The following is a 20390-nucleotide window of genomic DNA, read 5'->3' as shown; positions in this document are numbered from 1 at the left end:
CGTATCGCAGCAGCACCACGCCACCGGCAAAGGACCGGCTCTCGAGCGGCGCGAGGAGGGAAGATGGGGTCCATGGGCATGGACATCACCAACGACACCGACCCGGACGAGGGACGTCTCGCGGCCAAGATCGATCGGGTCCACACCATCGTGCGGGCCTACGGAGACACCCCGCCCGGCCGGGACCGCGTAGTGACCGACGGGGACGACCTCTACGACGAGCAGACCGGACTCCCCCGGTGATCGTCGCCTCGCGCTGAGTCCACTGATGTCGAGCTACGCAGGCGCCTGTGAGGTGTGCACCGCGGCGTGCATCCACGCAGCCCGCCACCCCAGCGTGCGCCAGGTGGCGACAGCCGACTGGGTGCAGATCCGCCACTGCAGCCGGTGCGGCGCGTGGTGGGACATGCAGCCCGCCAACCGGCCCGCGGTCATCACGCGGGACGAAGCGGCGCGTCGAGTGCCCGATGCGGACGGCTGGACCGTCGTCGGCCCCCTGCTCGAGCCCCGCGCCCCCGGCGCCCTCCTCGTCGACACCCAGCGCGTCGACGCCCACTCAGGCGACCAGGTCGACCTGCACCGTCAGGTCGAGCTCGCGGGCGACGCCACCCTGCGCGATGTCGTCGTCACGGTGGTGGAGCCCTTCGTGTGGAGCGCGCCGCGCACGACGTGGCTGGTCCGCGGCCGGTCCGAAGGGGGCGCATGGCTGCCCCTTGCCGAGGTCGTCACCGCTGGCCCACCCGAGAGGCACGGCACCCGGATGCTGCTGGCGGACAGCTCTGCTCGTGAGTTCGCGGGTGGGTCTCGTCTGGAGATCTCCTGCCTGACCCCACGGTGACCAGCCTCTACTTCCCGGCGAAGACCGCCTTGGCCACAGGAGTCTCCACCGGCTTGCCCTTGTTGGTCGAGCGCTCCACGGTCCACGCCTGCTCGTCGTCGTCGAAGGTGTCGGCGATCTGCTCCTCGGTCAGCAGCTCGGAGCCGTCGGAGCAGCCGTACCAGCTGAACATGTCGTCCCAGTGCTGGGCCTGGTCGTGGCTGAGCACCCCGCACGTCGTGCCGTCGCCGAGCTCGACGTAGAGCGGGATGGCCTCGGCCTCGCGCTTGCTGACCTTGGCGGGGTCGATCGGCTGGTGCGGGAAGTGGATCGCGATGCGGTCCTGGCCGTTGGCGACACACGTGGCCGTCTCGCCGCCCTCGTCGTCGAGGCAGGCGAGGGCGCTCGATGCCGTCGCCCCGCACGTGTAGACGTCGTCCTGCGTCGAGAACTGCGACTGGTAGGCCGACCCGCCGCACACGTCCTCGTCGACCTCCTCGACCTTCCACGAGTCGTCGACCCAGACGTTGACGACCTGAGTCGCAGGTCCCGCGGCGCCGTCGTCGTCACCGTCGTCATCGCCGTCCGCCTCGCTCGACGTGGGGCTGGAGGTCGTGGTCGTGGACTCGACGGAGGATGACGTGCTCGACGGCGCCGTGGTCGACGACGAGGTCTCGGTCTCGCCCCCTTCGGTCGTGCTCACCGAGGTCGTCTCCATGACGGTGGGCGAGTCGCCGGCGTCATCCCCCGACCCGCAGGCAGTGGCGCCCACGAGCAGCAGCGCGGCGGCGCAGGACGTGATTGCGGTGCGGTACATACCGATTCCCCTTCGTCGCGACCCCCTGTCGCGTCGCCTCCATGACACCGTGTCGAAGGGAGGTCCGCAACCGTCGGCGTGTCAGGCAGCGCTCAAGGTCACTCCGGCAGCAGCCCGAGGATGTCGGCGAACTGGTAGATCGCCAGCCCGGTGACGACGATGAAGACCAGCACACCGAGCGTCGTGGCGACCGGGCCGTTCTTGTGGCGGCCGAGCACGGACGAGCGGCTCATCACCACGAGGAGGAAGCCGGCGACGATCGGCAGGAGCAAGCCGTTGGCGGCCTGGGCCAGCAGGATGATCTGGATCGGGTTGACCCCGGTGAGGGCGATGACCATGCCGATCCCCATGACCGCGATCCACACGGCTCGAAATCGGGGCGACTTCAGGTCGCTCCCCCAGCCCATGACTCCGCAGATCGCGTAGGCGGCGCCGAGCGGACCGGCGACGGCGCTCGTCATGCCGGCGGCGAAGAGCCCCAGCGCGAAGACGTACGGCGCGGCCGCGCCGAGCAGCGGCTCCAGCTGCGTGGCCATGTCCGCACCCGACTCGGCGGTCACTCCCTTCGTCCACATCGCGGCAGCTGCGGTGATCATGATCGCGAGGGTGATGACGCCGCCGATCAGGATCGACACGATCGTGTCGACCTTGGCGTCACGGATCGCGCGGTCCTTGGGGAGGCCACCCCACTTCTCCTGGGCGAGGTTGGCGTGGAGGAAGAGGTTGTACGGCACGACCGTGGTGCCGATGAGGGCGATCGTCGTGAGCAGCGCACCGCTCGGGATCGTGGGCGTGAAGGTGCCTCGCAGGATCGCCCCGACGTCGGGCCGGACGACGATCATCGTGAGGAGGAAGACGGCCGCGAGCACGGCCACCATGACGACGAGCGCCCGCTCCAGCACCTTGTAGCTGCCCGTGATGAGCAGCCCGAAGATGATCAGCCCGACGACCACGACGAGCAGCTTGGGCGACAGACCCGTCAGCCCGGAGAGGCCGAGGGCCGTGCCCGTGGTGTCCCCGCCCGCATAGCTGGCTCCACCGACGCCGATGGCCGCGACGATGAGCGCGACCATCGCGAACCGCAGGACCGGGTGCTGGAAGGTCGTGCGCAGCGCCTCGCCGAGCCCCTGCCCGGTCGCGATCCCGAGCCGCGCCGACATCTCCTGCAGGATGATCGTCGCGACGATGGAGAAGGCGATCGCCCACGCCAAGGCGTAGCCGTACGACGAGCCGGTGACCGTCGCCGTCGTGATCGTCCCCGGGCCGATGAACGAGGCGCTGATGATCAGCCCGGGACCCATCCGCTCCCAGATGCCCTTGCGTGCCGAGGGGTCGCCGACCTGCTCTGCCTGTGTGGACTCGTCGTTGAGTCTGCTGCGTGCCACCACGTGCTCCGTCTCGTCAGGGGTGGGTGAGTCACCAGACGTTAGGGATTGTTGAGCAGTTCGTCAACGCCTTCTCAACCAACTGTCGACTCTTCGAGCGTTGGCACGTGAGATTTGTTGAGCAATCGTCGCGACGTCGCTACTGTCTCCCCCATGACTCAGGACCAGCCGGGCGGCACGACCTCGCAGCTCGCGGCCATTCTGCGCTCGCGCATCATCACCGGAGACCTCGCCCCGGGGGCACCCGTGCGCGACTCTGCCGTTGCCGCCGAACTGGGCGTCTCCCGCAACACCGCCCGCGAGGCGCTCAGCCTCCTGCGGCACGAGGGCCTGCTCGATCACCGCAACCACCAGGGCTTCGTCGTGCGCACCCTGACGACGGCCGACGTGCGGGACATCTACGCCGCCCGCATCGCCCTCGAGGTGCGCGCAGTCCAGGACGCCGCCTACGCCCCCGACGACGCGCTCGACGAGCTGCGCCGGGCCGTCGAGACGACCGAGACCGCCGAGCGCGCAGCGCGGTGGGAGGACTACGCCAGCTCGAGCCTGGAGTTCCACTCCGCGCTCGTCCGCCTGCTCGGCTCTCCCCTGCTCGACCAGTTCTTCGACACGATCCTCGGTCGGCTGCGTCTCGCGTTCCACGCCGCCGGCGACACCAGTTCCTTCCAGCGCCCATGGGGCCCGCGCGACCGCGCGATCTGGGAGCACCTCGCCGACGGCGACCGTGCGGGTGCCGAGCGCCTCCTGCGTGGTTACCTCCACGACTCCGAGCTGACCGTGCTCGACATGGTCCGCCGCCAGACCACCCACCGATAGGAGACCCCATGGACCTCACCGAAGCCGCCTACCAGGCCGACCCCGGCGGCCCCCTCGACGTCGACCGCGAGCTCTACGGCCGCATCGGCTCGACGACCGAAGGGCGGGAGCTCGTCGACTCCTTCACCATCCCGATCCGCAGCGGTCGGGCCTGGGAGGTGCCGGCTGGGCACGTGTGCCGGATCGTCACCATCGAGGGTCCGCAGGTCGCCGACCTCAACCTGTGGAACCTGCACGACCCCCGCGAGCGTCTGTGGGCCTCGCGCACCCGGCAGCTGCAGGCCGCGCACGTCTCGGTCTTCGACCGACTGTGGTCGACCCTGCCCTTCCTGCGTCCTCTCGTGACGATCACCGGTGACTCGCTGGCCGACTACGGCGTCGATGACGAAGGGGGGCGCGTCCACGATCTGCTCGGAACCCGCTGCGATCCCTACGTCAACCAGATGCTCAACGACGCCCCCTTCGACTACCACTGCCACTCCAACCTGACGCGGGCCGTGCGACCGTGGCACCTCACGGAGTTCGACGTGCACGACGTGCTCAACGTCTTCCAGTGCACGGGGCTGAACGACGACGACCAGTACTTCATGAAGACCTGCCCTGCGCAGCAGGGCGACTACTTCGAGTTCTTCGCCGAGATCGACATCCTCGCTGCGCTGTCGACGTGCCCCGGCGGCGACCTGTCGGTGCCGATGTTCGGCCCCGAGGCCGGCGACACGGAGGCGGTCTGCCGCCCGCTCGGCATCGAGGTCTACCAGGTCCCCGACGCCGCGCTCGAGGGTTGGACCCCGCCGGAGCGTGCTGCCTACGCGCAGGACCACGGCCTCGCCGCGCGCCCCTGGGCCTGAGCACCCGCCCCTGCCGCCGAGGTCGGGCGACGTCCGGGAATTAGTTGCCGTGACAACCAGTTGCACGGGTCATGCACGCCTTCGGATTCTTGAGCTTCGGGCACTACGGCCACGGCAGCGGGCCTGGTGACCCCGACGCGGGCCAGGCCCTGCGCGATGCCGTCGAGATCGGGGTCGGGGCGGACGAGATCGGCGTCAACGGCGCCTACTTCCGCGTCCACCACTTCGCCCGGCAGGGCGCGGCGCCCATGCCGGTCCTGTCGGCGATCGCGGCCCGGACCAAGCACATCGAGGTCGGCACCGGCGTCATCGACATGCGCTACGAGACCCCGCTGCAGCTGGCCGAGGAGGCTGCGGCCCTCGACCTGATCTCCGAAGGGAGGGTCGCGCTCGGCGTGAGCAGGGGGTCACCGGAGCCGGCCCTGCGTGGGTGGGAAGCCTTCGGCCACACCGGTGCTCGCGATCCGCGCGGCGCCGACATCGCCCGCGAGCACTTCGACACCTTCATGTCCGCGGTCCGAGGGGACAAAGTCGTCGACGCCGACCCGACGCAGGGTCCCGCCGGCCGGCTGCGGGTCGAGCCGCACTCCCCCGGCCTCGACCGCCGCATCTGGTGGGGCGCCGGCAGCCGCGAGACCGCCGAGTGGACCGCGCGCCAGGGAGTCAACCTCATGAGCTCGACGCTGCTCACCGAGGCCACCGGCGCCTCCTTCGGCGAGCTCCAGCGCGAGCAGATCGACCTCTACCGCGCCGCGTGGCGCGAGGCGGGCCACGACTGGTCGCCGCGGGTGTCGGTCTCCCGCAGCATCTTCCCGATCGTCAGCGACCTCGACCGGCACTTCTTCGGCCTGCAGGGCCAGGGCAGCGACCAGGTCGGCATCATCGACGGCTTCCGCTCGACCTTCGGCAAGACCTATGCCGCCGAGCCCGACCAGCTCGTCGAGCAGCTCAAGGCCGACCCTGCCATCGAGGCCGCCGACACCGTCATGCTCACCATCCCGAGCCAGCTGGGCGTCGACTACAACCTGCACATCCTCGAGGCCTTCGCCCAGCACGTCGCCCCCGAGCTCGGGTGGCGCCGCAACAGCGACGGCCCCGTCGCGCCCATCCCCGCCTGTAACCCCAACAGATAGGAACACCATGAGCACCATCGTCATCTTCGGCGGCACCGGATACGCCGGCGGCAACATCGCCCGCGAAGCCGCCTCCCGCGGCCACCAGGTCATCTCCTACAGCCGCACCGCCCCGGCCGAGCAGGCCGAGGGCGTGGAGTACCGCACCGGCTCGCTCACCGACGACACCGTCCTCGCGCAGGCCGCGGCCGACGCCGACGACCTGGTCGTGGCCACGCACGGCGCCGACGTCGGCGGCTCCCCGCTCGTCGACCACGTCGCCCGCCTCACCTCCGCCGCCATCGACCACGGCGCGCGCCTGTCCTTCGTCGGCGGCGCCGGGTCCCTGCACGTGGCGAAGGGCGGTCCCCGCCTCATCGACACCCCGGACTTCCACGAGGACTGGAAGCCGGAGGCCCTCTCCCACGCCAAGGTGCTCGACGCCCTGCGCGAGGGCCCGGCCGAGCTCGACTGGTTCTACGTCTCCCCCGCTGCCCTCTTCGGTTCCTTCGCTCCTGGCGAGACCACCGGCAGCTACCGGCTCGGCGGCGACGAGCTCGTCACCGACGCCGAGGGCAACTCGGAGATCTCCGGGACCGACTTCGCCCTGGCCTACGTCGACGAGATCGAGCAGCGCAAGCACCCGCGCCAGCGCTTCACCGTCGCCCACTGACGCGGCGTCGGCCGGCGCGCGGTCCGCATGGCGGGACGAGTTCGGGCCCTAAGGTCAAGATCCGGTGACGAGATCGCCGACTCGCCACTCTGGATCGCCGGATCGTGCCATCGGTGCAACCGTGGATGACATGAACCTCACGACAGGCCTTCTGACGGGAGCGGCGACGATCTCGGTCGCGGCCCTCCCCTTCGTCATGGCCTGGGTCGAGCAGACCCTCATGACCAACTCGCGCGTCAAGCAGCCGCCGAACTGACCCACGACTCCCTTCGCCCCGCCGGCCCACCGGCGGGGCGATGAGTCGTCGGCGGCGCTGGTGGGCGGGGCACTCCTGAGGCCCCCAGAACCGCGCCCTGTCGGGCCAAATCGGCGACTACGCCGTTGCTCCGTACGACGGGCCACGCCGGGCCTGTGGATCGTCAAGAGGCGGCTTCCCCGGATTTCACTACGGTGGATGCAGTTCGGGGGCGGGCTCTGCCCCACATGCGACGAAGGGGAGAGCCCGTGCAGTCCACGCGAGGTGCAGCGATCCTTGCTGCCGTGGCAGTCCTGACCGGCGGCCTGGCCGCCTGTGGTGACGACAGCGAGCCAGAGGAGTCGACGACCACCGCCTCCCCCATCGACGCGAGCAAGTCGTCGTCCACGTCTTCGGATTCGAGTTCCTCGTCCGAGTCCAGCTCGGAGCCGAGCACCTCAAGTGATGACCCGTCCTTGCCTGACGACATGCCAGCCGAGGCCCGCGAAGAGACGAAGGAAGGCGCAGCAGCCTTCGGCGAGTACTTCCTTCTCGCATACGGAGACGCTGCCAAGAGTGCCGATACCACTGTCTTCCAGACCCTTGGGGCCAGCGATTGCAGCGTCTGTGCAACCGCCATCAAGAACATCGAGGCTGACAAGGCCAAGGGCTGGAAGAAGGACAAGAACCCATACACGGTCCGACGGGCAGTCGCTACAAAGCGGCCCGACGAGGGCTACAAGGTTGTCCTTGACGTGACTGTCGCTAGCCATCACCGCATCGACTCGAAGGGCGTGTCAAACGGAGATGTGAATGCCACGAGTTACACAGTGACCGAGCACGTGTCCTGGGCGGATGGCCGCTGGCAGGTCAAGGATTGGATTGTCACGTGACACGGCCAAGCCTGTGGGCCTTCTGCATCCTGCTGGCTGCGTTGTTCGCAGGCCCTCAGATCGCGTATGCAGACCACGGCAGTCCGCATAGTGATCTCACGGACGGCTTCGCGGAAGCGTCCGTTGAAGAGCACGGCGTTTTGCCAGGTACGACCAAGGGCGCGGAGGCAGGCGGCGCGCCTGCGGCGCGCTCGGGGACACCCCGATCCGCCAACATCTCGCAGCCGACGGTGAAGGGCACGAAGAAAGCAGACAAGATCGAGGTCATGTACGACCCCCGTGCGAACCGGACATGGACGAGTGCAACGGCACACGCGCAGGGTGCATCACGCTCTCGGGAGACCCCAGCAACTTCGATACCCCCATCGTGACCTCCGTCCGGGTCAACAACGGGCCTTGGGAGCCCGTCCGGGTCTCATGCGGTATCCCTGACTCGGTGACGGTTCCAGGCGCACCCGGGCAGCCCCCGCGAACGGTTCCGGTCCAGGCGCCGCCGGTCCCGACCTTCGCCCAGATCCAGACCGCCTTCCGCGAGCTGCCCTTCAGCAAGCCGAGCGTCACCGTCCAGCCCAGGGGCAACAAGACGCTCAAGGGCCTCAAGACCTTCTACGCGGCCCAGTGGCCCGACGACTCGGGCCTCGAGCCCGGCGAGGTCAGCGACAAGATCAAACTCCTGTCCTGGACCGTCGAGTTCAAGGTCGCAGCCAAGGAGTACCGCTACGACTTCGGCGACGGCACGACCTCCGGCTGGACGACGAGCACCGGCGGGACCTACCCCGACGGCGACGTCGTCCACACCTACAAGGACACCGGCACCCGGGAGATCAAGGTCGACGCCCGACTCACCGGCCAGTACCGCGTCAACGGCGGTCAGTGGCAGGACATCGCCACCGTCGCCGACCTGCAGGACGAGCCCGTCGACACCCTCGAGGTCCTCGGCACCCGCACCCGCCTGACCCGCTGAGTCGCCCCGACCGCACCGCCAGCCGACGTCACCCCGCCACGAAGTCAGGCCACCCCGCGTCGAGGTAGTCGATGAAGGTGTCGCTCACCCGCTCGTCACGCAGGTGCTGCCGGCTCACCGGCAGCGCCGCCATCGCGAAGCTCGAGTCCTGCTCGATCCGCCGCGGCATGTCGTGGTGGATGATCGCGGCGCGTCCGAGGTCGACGAAGTCCGCCCCCTTCGCCAGGCACCACCGCGCCTGCTGCGCGGAGCGGATCTTGCCCGCGACACCCAACCGCGTCCGGCCCCGCTCGAGCCCGGTGAAGGCGTCGATGAGGAGGTCCTCCCCTTCGCCGACGGTCATGAAGGCATCCCACAGCGACATGTCGACGTAGTCCACGAGGCCGGAGTCGAGGGTCCACTGCGCGACGGTGACGCCTTCGTCGAGGACGATCCCGTTGCCCTGCGGCGTCAGCCGGATGCCGACCTGGAAGTCCGGGCCGGTGCGCTCACGGATCCCGCGGAGCACCTCGAAGATCACCCGCGCCCGGTCCTCGAGCGACCCGCCGTAGCCGTCGGTGCGGTGGTTGTGCCGCCCGTCGAGGAACTGGCACAGGAGATAGCCGTGCGCACCGTGGACCTCGACGCCGTCGAAGCCCGCACGCTGCGCGCGCTCCGCCCCGACGACGAAGTCCTCGACGGCCTGCTGGACCTCACCGGTGCTCAGCGCCCGCACCCCGCGCTCGGGGTCCTCCCACGGCGCGACGTTGTCGACCCCGGTGACGCCCGGGTCGGATCGCCGGCCGCCGTGGTGCAGCTGCACCGACGAGACGCTGCCCGCGGCGCGGATGCCGTCGGCGAGCCGGGTCAGACCCTCGAGGTGGCGGTCGTCGCTGATGCCCAGCTGGCCACCCCACGCCTGCCCCGCGCGCGCCACGTAGGTCGCGCAGGTCATCGTCATGCCGAAGCCGCCCTCGGCCCGCGCCACCAGCCACCGGTACTCGTCGTCCGAGAGCGTCCCGTCCGCGTGGCTCTGCGTGTTGGTCAGCGGCGCCAGGGCGAGCCGGTTGGCCCACGCGGGCCCGTGGGTGAGGTCGAGGCGATCGTGCAGCGAGGTCATCGCGCCATCGTCGCAAACGGGCGCGGCGCCCCTCACGTCGAGTACCACCGCCGCGCACCGTCCGGCGCGACGTGCAGGGTCAGCCCACGCGGCCGACCGCGCCTCCCCAGGCGAAGGGGGTACACGGTCCCGGGCGGCGGGTGCGGGCCGGAAGCCCCCTTCGGGTACACGGTGCGGTGGAAGGGCAGCCACCACCGCGACAGGTCCGCCACCGCATACGACGTCGCCGGCTGCGCCCCGCCGAGCACCGCGTCGACGTCACGACGCAGGCGGCGCTCCTGCCACAGCGCCCCGGCCGCCAGCAGCAGGAAGACGAGGGCGATGCCGCCGACGAGCAGTCGCCACACCAGCGCGGACTCCGTGTAGGGCATGCCCGACGTCGACCAGATCTCGACGCGCTCACCGACGTCGTACTCGCCACTCCCGCAACGGGTGATGGTCTCCTGACGGGAGGCGCCCCCTTCGTCCCAGGTGAGCGTGTAGTGGTGCTCGCGCTGCGCGCTCCGGCCGCACAGACCACCCGCGTCGACGCCGACGACCGTCGCCTGCGTGTGCACGCTCTGCCCGAGGAGATGCTCGCGCCGATCCTGGGCGCCGAGGGCCACCGCGACCGTGCCGACGACGATCGCGACGAGCAGAGCGGCACCGCCGCGGAAGACCCAGGCGGCGGTGCGGCGGTAGGAGCGGAGCGCGTGGACTTCGTCAGGAGGCACCTTCGATGACTACCACGCACCCCGCTCCCCTGTCCGGGTCAGACCCGCAGCGCGCCGAAGACCTCGTACATGTAGTCGCTGCCCTGCTGGAGCGCCTCGACGTAGATCCGCTCGTTGTTGCCGTGCATGCCGATGAGCTGCTCGTTGCTCAGCACATAGGGGTAGACGCCGTAGCCGGGCACGCCCTTCTCCCGCCACGGGCCGAGGCTCGTGCCGGCCTCGAAGAGCGCCGGGGCGAAGGGGGTGCCCTCGTAGGTCTCCTCCGCGGCCGACTCGAGCGCCCGCCACAGGTCGGTGTCGATGTCGGCCGGCGGCGTCGCCCAGGTCGTGTCGAGCCGGGCCAGCGCCTGCTCCTCGCTCTCGCCGGGGTTGCCGGCGAGGACGACCTCGACCTCCTTGTCCGCGAGCAGCTTGCGCACCGCGGCGAGGAACTCGCGCGGCTTCTCCCCACCGGGGATCCCGCGGCAGTTGACGCGCGTCGTCGCCTCCGAGGGGATGACGTTTTCCTTGTACCCCGCCTCCTGGATGACGAAGGCGTGCGTCGTGCGCAGCAGCGCGCGGTGCAAATAGGGGTAGTCGGAGTGCTTGACGACGAGCGCGGCGGCCCGCTCGCGCGAGGGCTGGCTCTTCGCCTTGAGCATCAGGCGGATCGCCTTGGCGAAGTCCCGGTTGGTCGTCGCGTCGGCGAGCGCCTGGAAGTACTCGCGGGTGACGTCGGTGAGCTCCACCCGCGCCTCCCACTCGCCGAGCGTCGTCAGCGCCCGCGAGAGCGTGACGATCGCGGAGTCGTCGGGCATCGGCTTCGACGAGTGCGTGGCGGTGCCCTTCGCGACGATGTCGATGTTGAAGTAGACGTTGTCCTGCCGGGTGGCGGTGATGAGCATCGGCGTCGTCTTGTCGCTCTGCGCGAGGAACCAACCTCCTTCTGTCAGAACGCAACCCGCGTCGATCTTGTCCCAGTGGTTCTCCGCCAGCCAGCCCGAGCCGTAGGAGCCGGCCTCCTCGTCGCAGTCGGTGAGCACGATGATGTCGCGGTCGAAGGTGGCGCCCTCGTCGAGGTGTCGGAGCAGGGCGCTGATCATCGCGGAGTTGGCGCCCTTCATGTCGAGCGCACCGCGGCCGTAGATCTCGCCGTCGACGACCTCGCCGGCGAAGGGGTCGACGTCCCAGTTTTCCTCCTCTACGGGCACGACGTCGGAGTGGCCGAGGATGAGCAGCGGCTTCTCGCTGCCCTGTCCGGGGATGCGGGCGAGCAGGTGGACGTTGTCCGGCTGCGGGGTGTCGATGATCTCGGCCGTCACGCCGGCGCGCTCCCACACCGCCTTGAGCATCTCGGCGTGCGGCCGGGTCTTGCCACCCTGGCCGCTGTTCTGCGTGTCGAAGGACAGCATCCGCTTGAGCAGGTCGAGCGGGTCCATGTCCGCGGCCGGGATCGCCGCCCCCGACATGCCGGTCGAAGGGGGCGACGTGCGCTGGAAGGCCCCGGCGCCTCCCGCGGTGGCCACCCCCATGACGGCGACACCCACGCCGCCGAGGAAGGCGCGGCGCGGCAGTCGGCTGGTCGTGGCGTGGTCGTCACCGGTAGGGCGGTCAGCGGTCCGGTCAGGGGTCTCGTCGGGCGAGCTGTGCATCTGCGACTCCTTTGTCGGTGGTCAGCGCAGGCTGTCGCCGAGCACCCGAGCGACCCAAGGGTGACCGCTCGGTAGTGAGGCGAGCGGTCCTCCCTTCGCGACCGGCGGGCACGACCTGACCGGGCCATGAAGTCCCCCTGACGATGCCGTGACCCGGCTAGCGCCGCACCCCGCGCATCGCCCGCCGGACCGCCTCGTCGAAGCCGACGAGTCCCTGCGCGGGCAGACCCACGAGGGCGTCGAGGTCGTGCTCGCGCCGCACTACCTCGTGCACGAGGCTGCCGACGAGCGGCTTCGCCACGCCGGCGTCGACCGGGGTGACGACCCCGACCCAGTGGCTCGCGAGCCACGGCGTGAGCACCGGCAGCGTGACGACCACCCGTCGCCGCAGTCCGGTCACCGTCGCGAAGCGCTGGATCATCTGCTCGTAGGTCAGCACCTCGGGCCCCCCGATGTCGAAGGCCCGGTCGACCTCAGCGGGCAGGGACGCCGCACCGACGAGGTAGTGCAGCGCGTCGTCGATCGCGATCGGCTGGATCCGGTTGCGCAACCACCGCGGCGCGACCATCACGGGTAGCCGCTCGGTGAGGTAGCGCAGCATGTCGAAGGAGACCGACCCGTCGCCCAGCACGACCGCCGCCTGGAGCACCGCGGCCGGCACCGGCCCGTCGAGCAGGATCTGCCCGACCTCGACGCGCGAGGCGAGGTGCTCCGACAGGTCCGCACCCTCGGGGTGCAAGCCGCCCAGGTAGACGATGCGCCCCACTCCGGCCTCGTCCGCGGCCGCGGCGAAGCCCTCAGCGAGCTCTCGGTCGCGGCGCGCGAGATCACCCCCGCCGTCCATCGAGTGCACGAGGTAATAGGCGACGTCGGTCCCCGACAGTGCCCGGCGCAGGTCGGCCTCGGACGTCGCGTCGCCCTCGACGACCTCGACACGGTCGGCCCAGTCGCGGCCGCGCAGCCGCTCACTCGAGCGCGTGAGGACCCGCACCGTCCAGCCGTCGTCGAGCAGCCGGGGCACGAGCAGCCCGCCGATGTAGCCGGTGGCGCCGGTGACGAGTGCGGTGCCGGGCTCTTCCGGCGCGGCGAAGGGGGTGGAAGTTTCGGTCATGGGTGGATCACCTCAGGAGGTCGAGGGCGGGTGGAAGGAGCACGAGCATCGAGCTGGACCAGATGACATGGGTGATGACCGGGGCGAGCACTCCCCCGGTGACCCGACGCTGGGCCCCGGTGAGCAGCCCCAGCAGCAGGGCAGCAAAGGTGAGCATGACGTTGCCGGTGGCGGCGGTGACAAGTGTGTAGACGAGGGTCGTCACGGCGAGCGCGTGCCGACTACCGACCGCGGCGAAGAGGGCCCCGCGGAAGAAGAGCTCCTCGCCGACCCCCGTCACGACGGTGATGAGCCAGACGATCGGCAGCGAGCCGTAGCGGGCGTGGTCGAGCACCGCATCGACCCGGTCGGCGAGCCACGGCACCGCGCCGACGACGACGGCGCCGGCGACGAAGACTCCGACGGCGAGCAGCGCCAGTGCCACGGGCTGCACCACCGGTCGCGCCAGCCCGGACTCGCGCGTGTGTGCCCACCCGACGTGCAGCCTCCCGGCCGCCAGGCTCCCGACCGCCCACACCCCGGCGAGCGCCAGCCCGCCGACGTAGAAGGACTCGTCACCAGGCGGGATGCGCAGGGTCACCGCGAGGACGACCGCTCCGACGACGAGGGTCAGCGCGCTGACCACCCGGCGTCGGCGTACCAGCGCGTCGGGCTCCCGGTGATCACGCGGCACCGGCGCGACAACCGCTGCTGCGATGAAGGCCCGCAGCTCCACCACGGGGTGGATCATGCCCGCACTTGCTCGTAACGGTCCAGCCTTACACGTCGCGGCCGCACCGTGTGGTCGGCCAGGCGCAGGTCCCGGCGAAACCACATCACGCTGGTCACGAGCTCCCCGCCAGTCGCGCGGACAGCGCCGTCCATGCGCGCACCGGCAGGAGGCGGGCGAGCTTCATCGTCACCGCCATGGGCCACGGGAAGACGATCTCGGGTCGGCCCGACTCGAGGCCGTCGGCGATCTCGCGCGCCGCCTCGTCGGCGTCGATGATGAAAGGCATGGGGAAGGAGTTGCTCTCCGTCATCTCCGTCCGGACGAAGCCGGGGCAGACCGTCGTAACGCGAACTCCCTTCGCGGACAAGGACGCTCGCATGGACTCCAGGAGGGTGATCTGGGCCGACTTCGTTGCGGCGTAGGCCTCTGCACCGGAGAGCCCGCGGTAGCCTGCGACCGACGCGACCCCCACGACGTGCCCGCTGCGCCGGGCGACCATCTCGGGCACGGTCGCGTCGATGACGTGCCCGAGCCCGAGCAGGTTGACCTCGACATGCCGGGCGAACTCCTCGGCCTGCCAGTCGGTCGCGTCGAAGGTGTGCCAGTAGCCGGCACACCACACGACCGTGTCGATGGGCCCGATGGTCTCGCCCACCTGCCGTGCCCCCTCGAGCACCGCGGCGTGGTCGGTCACGTCGACCGGGACGGTCGCGAAGCGCCCGCGGGACAGCTCGTCGAGCCGATCCGCCCGGCGCGCGCTCACGGCGACGATCGCGCCGCGCTCGTGCAGCTCATCGGCGAGAGCCGCGCCGATGCCGCTCGACGCCCCGACGAGCCAGACCCGCTGCCCCACCAGGCTGCTCACAACAGCACCTCGCGCTCGAGGCGGATCTGCGCCACGTCGAGGTAGCCGGCAGCGAAGCCGGCCTCGCAGTAGGCGAGGTAGAACTCCCACGTGCGCCGGAAGGTCTCGTCGAAGCCCGCCGCGGAGATCGTCGGCCACTGCTCCAGGAAGCGCTCGCGCCACCGGCGCAGCGTCACCGCGTAGTCCTGGCCGAAGTGGTGCGCGCTCGTCACCCGCAGCGAGGTGTGCCGCTCGGTCGTCTCCTCGATCGCCCGGGTCGAGGGGATGAGGCCTCCGGGGAAGATGTGCTTCTGGATCCACCCGTAGGAGCGACGGGTCGCGAGGTAGCGGTCGTGCGACATGAGGATCGACTGGATCGCGGCAACCCCACCGGGGGCGAGCAAGTCGTCGATCGCCCGGAAGTAGGTCGGCCAGTACTCCTCGCCGACCGCCTCGATCATCTCGACGCTGACGACCGCGTCGAACTCCCCGGCGACCTCGCGGTAGTCCTGCACCCGCACTTCGACCTGCTCCGCGAGCCCGGCAGCCGCGATGCGCTCGCGGGCGAGCTCGGCCTGCTCGCCCGACAGCGTGATCGTCGTGACGTGCGCCCCGCGCTGGGCGGCGGCAATCGCGAGTGACCCCCACCCGGACCCGATCTCGAGGACCCGGGCGCCGGCCCGCACGTCGGCGGCGTCGAGCACCGCCTCGATCTTGGCCCGCTGCGCCTCCTCGAGGCTCTGCTCCGCCACGGGTCGGGAGGGGTCGAAGAGCGCAGAGCTGTAGCTGAGCGTCTCGTCGAGGAAGGCGGCGAAGAGCTCGTTGCTCAGGTCGTAGTGCGCCTCGATGTTGGTCCGGGACCCGGAGAGAGTGTTGCGGGTAGCGGCCGGGATGCTCCGGTCGACGACCCGGCGCAGTCGGCTGAGGCCAGCCGGGATCATCGTCGTCATCCGCTCCGCGAAGGGCACGAGCGCGTCGGCCAAGTCGGTGCCCGGCGCCGCGTCCCAGTCGCCGGCCATGTAGCCCTCGCCGAGCCCGATCTTCGGGTGGTGCGCCATCCGCTCGTAGAGCGCGGTGGGGCGCAGCATCCGCAGGGTCGGAGCGGCGGGGTCGTCGGCCGCGCCGCCGAGCGCGCGACCGTCGGGCAGGGTGACCCGGACCGGGACCCGGCCGAGCACCGTGGCGAGGATCGGGCGGGCCAGGTGCGCGCGCACGCACCACGGTCGGAGGGAGGGCCGGCGCAGGCACAGCGGTCGGTCGAGGGCGGGGGCAGTCATCTCAGGTCCTCCTGGTGGTGGGGGCTGCGGGGCTGGATCGGCAGGCGCCTGGCCCACAGCCAGACGCCGTGGAGTCGGATCAGAGCGGTGACCCGCCAGGTCATGGGCAGGTGGCGAAGGGCGGTGCGCACCACCGCAGCTCGCGACGCCTGCCGGATCGCCCCGGTGGTCGTCGCCGTGAGCACCCGCTCGCCGTCGCGATCGAGCGCGACGGTGACCGCGACCCGGTCCGCGTCGAGGTGCACGCGCACATCGTAGGTGCCGCGGGTGTCGTTGAAGGGCGAGACGTAGAACTGCTTGTCGGTACGCGTCCGCCCTCGGTCGTCGAGGTCGAGCAGGTAGGCGTGCCGCTCGCCGTAGGTGTTGTGCACCTCGAGGACCGTGGCGCGCAGCCCCCCGTCGGGCGCGAGGCACCAGTAGACGGTGAGCGGGTCGAAGACGTGGCCGAGCACGCGCGCGTGGGCGAGCATGACGACCCGGTCGGTGGGATCGAGGTCGACGCCCCGACGAGCGAGGAAGCGCTCGAGGTCGCCACGGATCCCGCCTCCTGCCGCGCCACCCGAGAGGTGGTCGCGCGCCTCGATGCGAGTGAGCAGCCGCAGCGGCCACCGGTGCCGCGGCAGGTCGGCGAGGTCGACGAGCCACTGGTAGTGCGGGTGCGTGAAGGAGTGGTCCATGGGGGTCCGGCGTCGATGGCTCACCGTCCCGACGACGAGGCTCGGCAGGGACGGAAGCGTGGTGAATGTGGGCGCGGTGGTCACCAGGTCACCCCGAGACGCTGCGCGGCCTCGACGCCCGAGCGGCACCCGTCCTCGTGGAATCCCCAGCCCAGGTGCGCCCCCGCGAAGGCGAGCCGGTCGCCGCCCGCGGTGCGCAGCCGCGCGGCGGCAGCGACGGCCTCCCGGGTGAAGACCGGGTGTGCGTAGTCCATCCGGGCGACGACACTCCCTTCGGCGAAGTCATCGGCAGAGTTGAGCGAGACGAGCAACTGGTCACCGGTCTCGTCAAAGCCCTGCAAGCGGTTCATCCAGTAGGTGACCCGGGGCCGGTCGGCGCCACCGCACGTGGCGCTGCGGTAGTTCCACGAGGCCCGGGCCCGCGGTGCCGTCGGGAGCAGGCTGGCATCGCGGTGCAGCACCGTCGCGTTGCGGGAGTAGCGGATCGCGGCGAGGTCCTCCCTCTCCTGCAGAGTCGCGTCGGCGAGCAGGGCGAGCGCCTGGTCGGCGTGGGTCGCGACGACCGCCCGGTCGAAGGACGTAACCCCGGCGGCGGTGCGCACGTCGACGCCGTCGGGGTGTCGCGTCACGGAGGTGACCGGAGCACTGGTGCGCACCTCGCCCAGCCGCGCGGCGAGCGCGTCGACATAGGTGGCGGATCCGCCGACCACGGTCCGCCACGTGGGCGAGCCGGAGACGCTGAGCATGCCGTGGTGCTCGAGGAAGGCGAAGAGGTGCCGGGCGGGGTAGTCGAGCGAGTCATCGTCCCCGGACGACCAGACGCAGGAGACGAGCGGGAGCGCGAAGTGCGCCACGAAGTACGACGAGAAGCCGCCCTCCTCGAGGAACTCGCCCCACGTCGGGTCGTCCGGGGACTGCCCTCCCCCCGGCTGGTGCAGGAGCGCCCGCGCGGCGCGGTGGAAGCGCGGGATCTCCCAGAGCATCCGCACGAAGCGGGGGTCGGCCGCCCGCCGGGGCTGCGCGAGCACCGCTGCGGCGCCACGCCCCCCGGCCCACGACAGGCCGCACCCGTCGCAGGTGATGGACATGCTCATCTCGGTCGGCCGAGTCGCGATGTCGAGCTCGCGGAAGAGTCGCAGAAGGTGGGGGTAGGTGCGCTCGTTGTGGACGATGAAGCCCGAGTCGACCCGGACCTCCCCGGCGGCGGTGTCCACAGTGTGCGTGTGGGCGTGGCCGCCGAGGCGCTCGTCCGCCTCGAAGAGGGTGACGTCGTAGGACCGGGCGAGGACGTGGGCGGCGGTCAGGCCGGAGACCCCGCCACCAATGATGGCTGCGGTGGGTCGAGAGGCTCGGTCTCGGGGCTCGGTCACGTCGTGCGCTCCAACGGGGGACGAAGGGGGGGACCTCACGGGTTCGTCGCCGAAGGGCCGCAAGGATTGTTCAACCTTTGTCCAAAAGGTAGGGTGAGATCTGCCCGCATGTCAAACCTTTGTCCAAGGATGGTTCGCCGTGAAGATCACCCGCACGATCCCCGCCCCCGACACCCCCCCGAGTGCCGTCTTCGCCTACCTCAGCGACTTCACCACGAGCGAGGAGTGGGACCCCGGCACGCTCCAGACGACCCTCGTCGAGGGCGACGGCGGAGTCGGCAGCCGCTACCGCAACCGCTCCGTCTTCCGCGGACGCGAGACCGAGCTGACCTACGTCACCGTCGACCTGCAGCCGGACCGGCTCGTCGTCATGCGCGGGGAGAACTCGAGCGTCGTCGTGCACGACCGGATGTCGATCCGCCCGGGTACCGGCGGGAGGGGTAGCGCGCTCGTCTACGAGGCCGACTTCCGCTTCAAGGGACTCGCCCGGCTGGCCACGCCGCTGCTCCGGCGCCCGCTGACGCGCCTGGGTGACGACGCCGAGCAGGCGCTCGCCCGGGTGCTGCCACGGCTGTGACGGAGCCGGAGGACCCCCCCGATGTACACGATCAAACGCGCCGCCGAGCTGACCGGCGTCCCCGCCGCCACGCTGCGGGCCTGGGAGCGCCGCTACGACGTGGTCGAGCCGCAGCGCACCGAAGCCGGATACCGCCTCTACGACGACGAGACGCTGGCGCGGCTGCGCACGATGGCCGAGCTCGTCGCCGACGGCTGGACGGCGAGCAATGCTGCGGCAGAGGCAGGCCGACGCCACAGCGGCACGGGGTCACCCTCCCCCGCACCATCGGCCACCCCCGACCCACCCGCCCCCTCGCGGGCGGACGGCCCCCACGTCGAGGCTCCTCCGTCGCACCTCAGCACACCGCCTTCGTCCGGCGACGAGGCGACCCGGCGGCTGCTCGACGCCGCCGCTGCGATGGACCCGGCCGGGGTCGCCGCGGTTCTCGACGAGCGATTCGCCACCGGCTCCTTCGAGGCGGTCGTCGACGACTGGCTGATGCCCGCCCTCGTCGAGCTCGGCGAAGCCTGGGCCGACGGCCGGGTCACGGTCGCCGGCGAGCACCTCGTCGCGCACACCGTGCTGCGACGGCTCGCTGCCGCCTTCGACGCCGCCGCCAGCCGGACCGGTGGACCACGCGTGATCGTCGGCCTGCCCGCCGGGGCGCACCACGAGCTGGGGATCTTCGCCTTCGCCGTCGCCCTGCGTCGGCTGGGCGTCGACGTCGTCTACCTGGGCGCCGACCTGCCGACCGACGCCTGGACCGCTGCTCTGACGGCCCACACCGCGCGGTGCGTGGTCATCGGCGTGCCGCGGCGCCCGGACGCCCGCGCGGCCCGCACGCTCGTCGGGACCCTCGCCGACCACGACGGGGTGACCGTCTGCGTCGGCGGCAGCCACCAGGACGACGTCGAGGCGGCCACCCGGCTCGGGCACGCCGTCGGGCCCGCCGCCGCGGAAGTGAGCCGGCTCCTGCGGGGCGGCCGCCGGCGCCCGGCCCCTGCGTAGACTCCGGAGCACTTCGACGAGCTGCGCGCGACCGCCGCGTCGCGCCCGACGACAAGGACGGTCAATGACGATCTCCCCGACTCTCGTGGGCCACGGCCCGACCAAGGTCATCGCCGTGCACGGCTGGTTCGGCGGCGCCGACGGGTGGGGACTCCTGCCCGATCTCGTCGACACCGAGGCCTTCACCTTCGCCTTCCTCGACCTGCGCGGCTACGGGGCGCGGCAGGGCGAGGCCACCGACTTCTCCCTCGACGACGTCGCTGACGACGTCTTCACGCTGGCCGACGAGCTCGGCTGGGACAGCTTCGCGCTCGTCGGTCACTCGATGGGCGGCGCCATGGTGCTGCGCGCCTGGAGCCGGCACCCCGAGCGCATCACCGCGATCGTCGGCATCTCCCCCGTGCCCGCGTCCGGCGTGCCGCTCGACGCCGACGGACAGGCGCTCTTCGGCGGGGCCGCGCAGGAGCCGGGCAACCGGCGCGCGATCATCGACTTCACGACGGGCAACCGGCACCCCGGCAGCTGGCTCGACGCGATGACCGCCTACTCGCAGGAGCACTCCACGCCAGAGGCCGTGGCCGGCTACCTCGCCTCGTGGACCGGGGCCGACTTCGCCGACGAGCTGCCCGCGCCGAGCATCCCCGTGCGCGCCGTCGCCGGCGCCCACGACCCGGCCCTCGGCGAGGAGACGATGCGCGCGACGTGGTTGGAGCAGATCCCCGGCTGCGAGCTGACGGTGCTGCCCGACGCCGGGCACTACGCGATGTTCGAGTCGCCGCTCGGCCTGCTGGCAGCCATCGAGGCGACCCTGCCTGCTGCGTAGACTGCG

23 protein-coding genes are annotated in these 20390 nt (G+C 71.2%); 12 read left to right on the top strand and 11 right to left on the bottom strand.

Annotated elements, in window-relative coordinates; all coding sequences use genetic code 11:
* The first annotated feature begins 72 nt into the window (after positions 1 to 72).
* Both NMQ01_RS06175 and NMQ01_RS06170 read left to right on the top strand, forming a co-directional pair.
* Positions 73 to 243 (top strand): hypothetical protein, encoded by a 171-nt coding sequence (locus NMQ01_RS06175; RefSeq protein WP_255185986.1) that lies wholly within the window; start codon positions 73 to 75, stop codon positions 241 to 243.
* Between the two features lie 103 nt (positions 244 to 346).
* Positions 347 to 838: a hypothetical protein gene (locus NMQ01_RS06170; protein WP_255185985.1), complete on the top strand. Its 492-nt coding sequence runs from the start codon at positions 347 to 349 to the stop codon at positions 836 to 838.
* 7 nt (positions 839 to 845) lie between these two features.
* On the opposite strand, the gene NMQ01_RS06165 is transcribed toward NMQ01_RS06170, so the two are convergent.
* The gene (locus tag NMQ01_RS06165) at positions 846 to 1634 is read right to left on the bottom strand and encodes a hypothetical protein (protein WP_255185984.1); all 789 of its coding nucleotides are present in this window, start codon (positions 1632 to 1634) and stop codon (positions 846 to 848) included.
* Between the two features lie 98 nt (positions 1635 to 1732).
* A complete protein-coding gene (locus NMQ01_RS06160; RefSeq protein WP_255185983.1) occupies positions 1733 to 3019 on the bottom strand; it encodes an Nramp family divalent metal transporter in 1287 nt (428 codons plus the stop codon).
* A gap of 153 nt (positions 3020 to 3172) precedes the next feature.
* On the opposite strand from NMQ01_RS06160, the gene NMQ01_RS06155 reads away from it, so the two are divergent.
* The 7 genes from NMQ01_RS06155 to NMQ01_RS06125 all read left to right on the top strand — a co-directional run bounded on the left by NMQ01_RS06155 (position 3173) and on the right by NMQ01_RS06125 (position 8560).
* Positions 3173 to 3835, top strand: a complete 663-nt coding sequence (locus NMQ01_RS06155) for a GntR family transcriptional regulator (RefSeq protein WP_255185982.1) — start codon at positions 3173 to 3175, stop codon at positions 3833 to 3835.
* A gap of 8 nt (positions 3836 to 3843) precedes the next feature.
* The gene (locus tag NMQ01_RS06150) at positions 3844 to 4683 is read left to right on the top strand and encodes a DUF1989 domain-containing protein (protein ID WP_255185981.1); all 840 of its coding nucleotides are present in this window, start codon (positions 3844 to 3846) and stop codon (positions 4681 to 4683) included.
* A 71-nt stretch (positions 4684 to 4754) separates the two neighbouring features.
* On the top strand, positions 4755 to 5816 hold the full coding sequence (locus NMQ01_RS06145) for an LLM class flavin-dependent oxidoreductase (RefSeq protein ID WP_255185980.1): 1062 nt from the start codon (positions 4755 to 4757) through the stop codon (positions 5814 to 5816).
* Between the two features lie 7 nt (positions 5817 to 5823).
* Complete coding sequence (locus tag NMQ01_RS06140; RefSeq protein WP_255185979.1) at positions 5824 to 6468, top strand: NAD(P)-dependent oxidoreductase; 645 nt, start codon at positions 5824 to 5826, stop codon at positions 6466 to 6468.
* A gap of 130 nt (positions 6469 to 6598) precedes the next feature.
* On the top strand, positions 6599 to 6724 hold the full coding sequence (locus tag NMQ01_RS06135) for a hypothetical protein (protein ID WP_255185978.1): 126 nt from the start codon (positions 6599 to 6601) through the stop codon (positions 6722 to 6724).
* A gap of 284 nt (positions 6725 to 7008) precedes the next feature.
* Positions 7009 to 7596, top strand: a complete 588-nt coding sequence (locus tag NMQ01_RS06130) for a DUF6318 family protein (protein WP_255185977.1) — start codon at positions 7009 to 7011, stop codon at positions 7594 to 7596.
* A gap of 436 nt (positions 7597 to 8032) precedes the next feature.
* Entirely contained in the window at positions 8033 to 8560 is a 528-nt protein-coding gene (locus NMQ01_RS06125; RefSeq protein ID WP_255185976.1) for a hypothetical protein, read from the top strand.
* 28 nt (positions 8561 to 8588) lie between these two features.
* Here NMQ01_RS06125 and NMQ01_RS06120 read toward each other — a convergent pair whose 3' ends face one another.
* From NMQ01_RS06120 to NMQ01_RS06080, 9 genes are all read right to left on the bottom strand, one after another.
* Entirely contained in the window at positions 8589 to 9659 is a 1071-nt protein-coding gene (locus tag NMQ01_RS06120; protein ID WP_255185975.1) for an NADH:flavin oxidoreductase, read from the bottom strand.
* 32 nt (positions 9660 to 9691) lie between these two features.
* A complete protein-coding gene (locus NMQ01_RS06115) occupies positions 9692 to 10372 on the bottom strand; it encodes a hypothetical protein (protein WP_255185974.1) in 681 nt (226 codons plus the stop codon).
* A 38-nt stretch (positions 10373 to 10410) separates the two neighbouring features.
* A complete protein-coding gene (locus tag NMQ01_RS06110; RefSeq protein WP_255185973.1) occupies positions 10411 to 12003 on the bottom strand; it encodes a M20/M25/M40 family metallo-hydrolase in 1593 nt (530 codons plus the stop codon).
* A gap of 157 nt (positions 12004 to 12160) precedes the next feature.
* Positions 12161 to 13114 (bottom strand): NAD(P)H-binding protein, encoded by a 954-nt coding sequence (locus NMQ01_RS06105; RefSeq protein ID WP_255185972.1) that lies wholly within the window; start codon positions 13112 to 13114, stop codon positions 12161 to 12163.
* Positions 13115 to 13121: 7 nt separating this feature from the next.
* Positions 13122 to 13844, bottom strand: a complete 723-nt coding sequence (locus NMQ01_RS06100; RefSeq protein WP_255185971.1) for a CPBP family intramembrane glutamic endopeptidase — start codon at positions 13842 to 13844, stop codon at positions 13122 to 13124.
* A 94-nt stretch (positions 13845 to 13938) separates the two neighbouring features.
* Positions 13939 to 14691: an SDR family oxidoreductase gene (locus tag NMQ01_RS06095; RefSeq protein ID WP_255185970.1), complete on the bottom strand. Its 753-nt coding sequence runs from the start codon at positions 14689 to 14691 to the stop codon at positions 13939 to 13941.
* Positions 14688 to 15947: a cyclopropane-fatty-acyl-phospholipid synthase family protein gene (locus NMQ01_RS06090; RefSeq protein ID WP_255185969.1), complete on the bottom strand. Its 1260-nt coding sequence runs from the start codon at positions 15945 to 15947 to the stop codon at positions 14688 to 14690. Before NMQ01_RS06090 ends, NMQ01_RS06095 begins: the two co-directional genes overlap by 4 nt.
* Entirely contained in the window at positions 15944 to 16708 is a 765-nt protein-coding gene (locus tag NMQ01_RS06085) for a DUF1365 domain-containing protein (protein WP_255185968.1), read from the bottom strand. Before NMQ01_RS06085 ends, NMQ01_RS06090 begins: the two co-directional genes overlap by 4 nt.
* Positions 16705 to 17994, bottom strand: coding sequence for an NAD(P)/FAD-dependent oxidoreductase (locus NMQ01_RS06080; RefSeq protein ID WP_255185967.1), 1290 nt, complete (start codon positions 17992 to 17994; stop codon positions 16705 to 16707). Before NMQ01_RS06080 ends, NMQ01_RS06085 begins: the two co-directional genes overlap by 4 nt.
* 139 nt (positions 17995 to 18133) lie before the next feature.
* Between NMQ01_RS06080 and NMQ01_RS06075 the strand changes: the two genes are divergently transcribed.
* From NMQ01_RS06075 to NMQ01_RS06065, 3 genes are all read left to right on the top strand, one after another.
* Positions 18134 to 18571, top strand: a complete 438-nt coding sequence (locus NMQ01_RS06075) for an SRPBCC family protein (RefSeq protein ID WP_255185966.1) — start codon at positions 18134 to 18136, stop codon at positions 18569 to 18571.
* Between the two features lie 21 nt (positions 18572 to 18592).
* Positions 18593 to 19561, top strand: a complete 969-nt coding sequence (locus NMQ01_RS06070; protein WP_255185965.1) for a MerR family transcriptional regulator — start codon at positions 18593 to 18595, stop codon at positions 19559 to 19561.
* A 64-nt stretch (positions 19562 to 19625) separates the two neighbouring features.
* Positions 19626 to 20384, top strand: coding sequence for an alpha/beta fold hydrolase (locus NMQ01_RS06065; RefSeq protein ID WP_255185964.1), 759 nt, complete (start codon positions 19626 to 19628; stop codon positions 20382 to 20384).
* Positions 20385 to 20390: the final 6 nt, after the last annotated feature.

Source organism: Janibacter sp. CX7 (genome assembly GCF_024362365.1).
GTDB lineage: Bacteria > Actinomycetota > Actinomycetes > Actinomycetales > Dermatophilaceae > Janibacter.
Note: the sequence above shows the minus strand (reverse complement) of the source record. Positions and strands in the feature narration are given on the sequence as shown.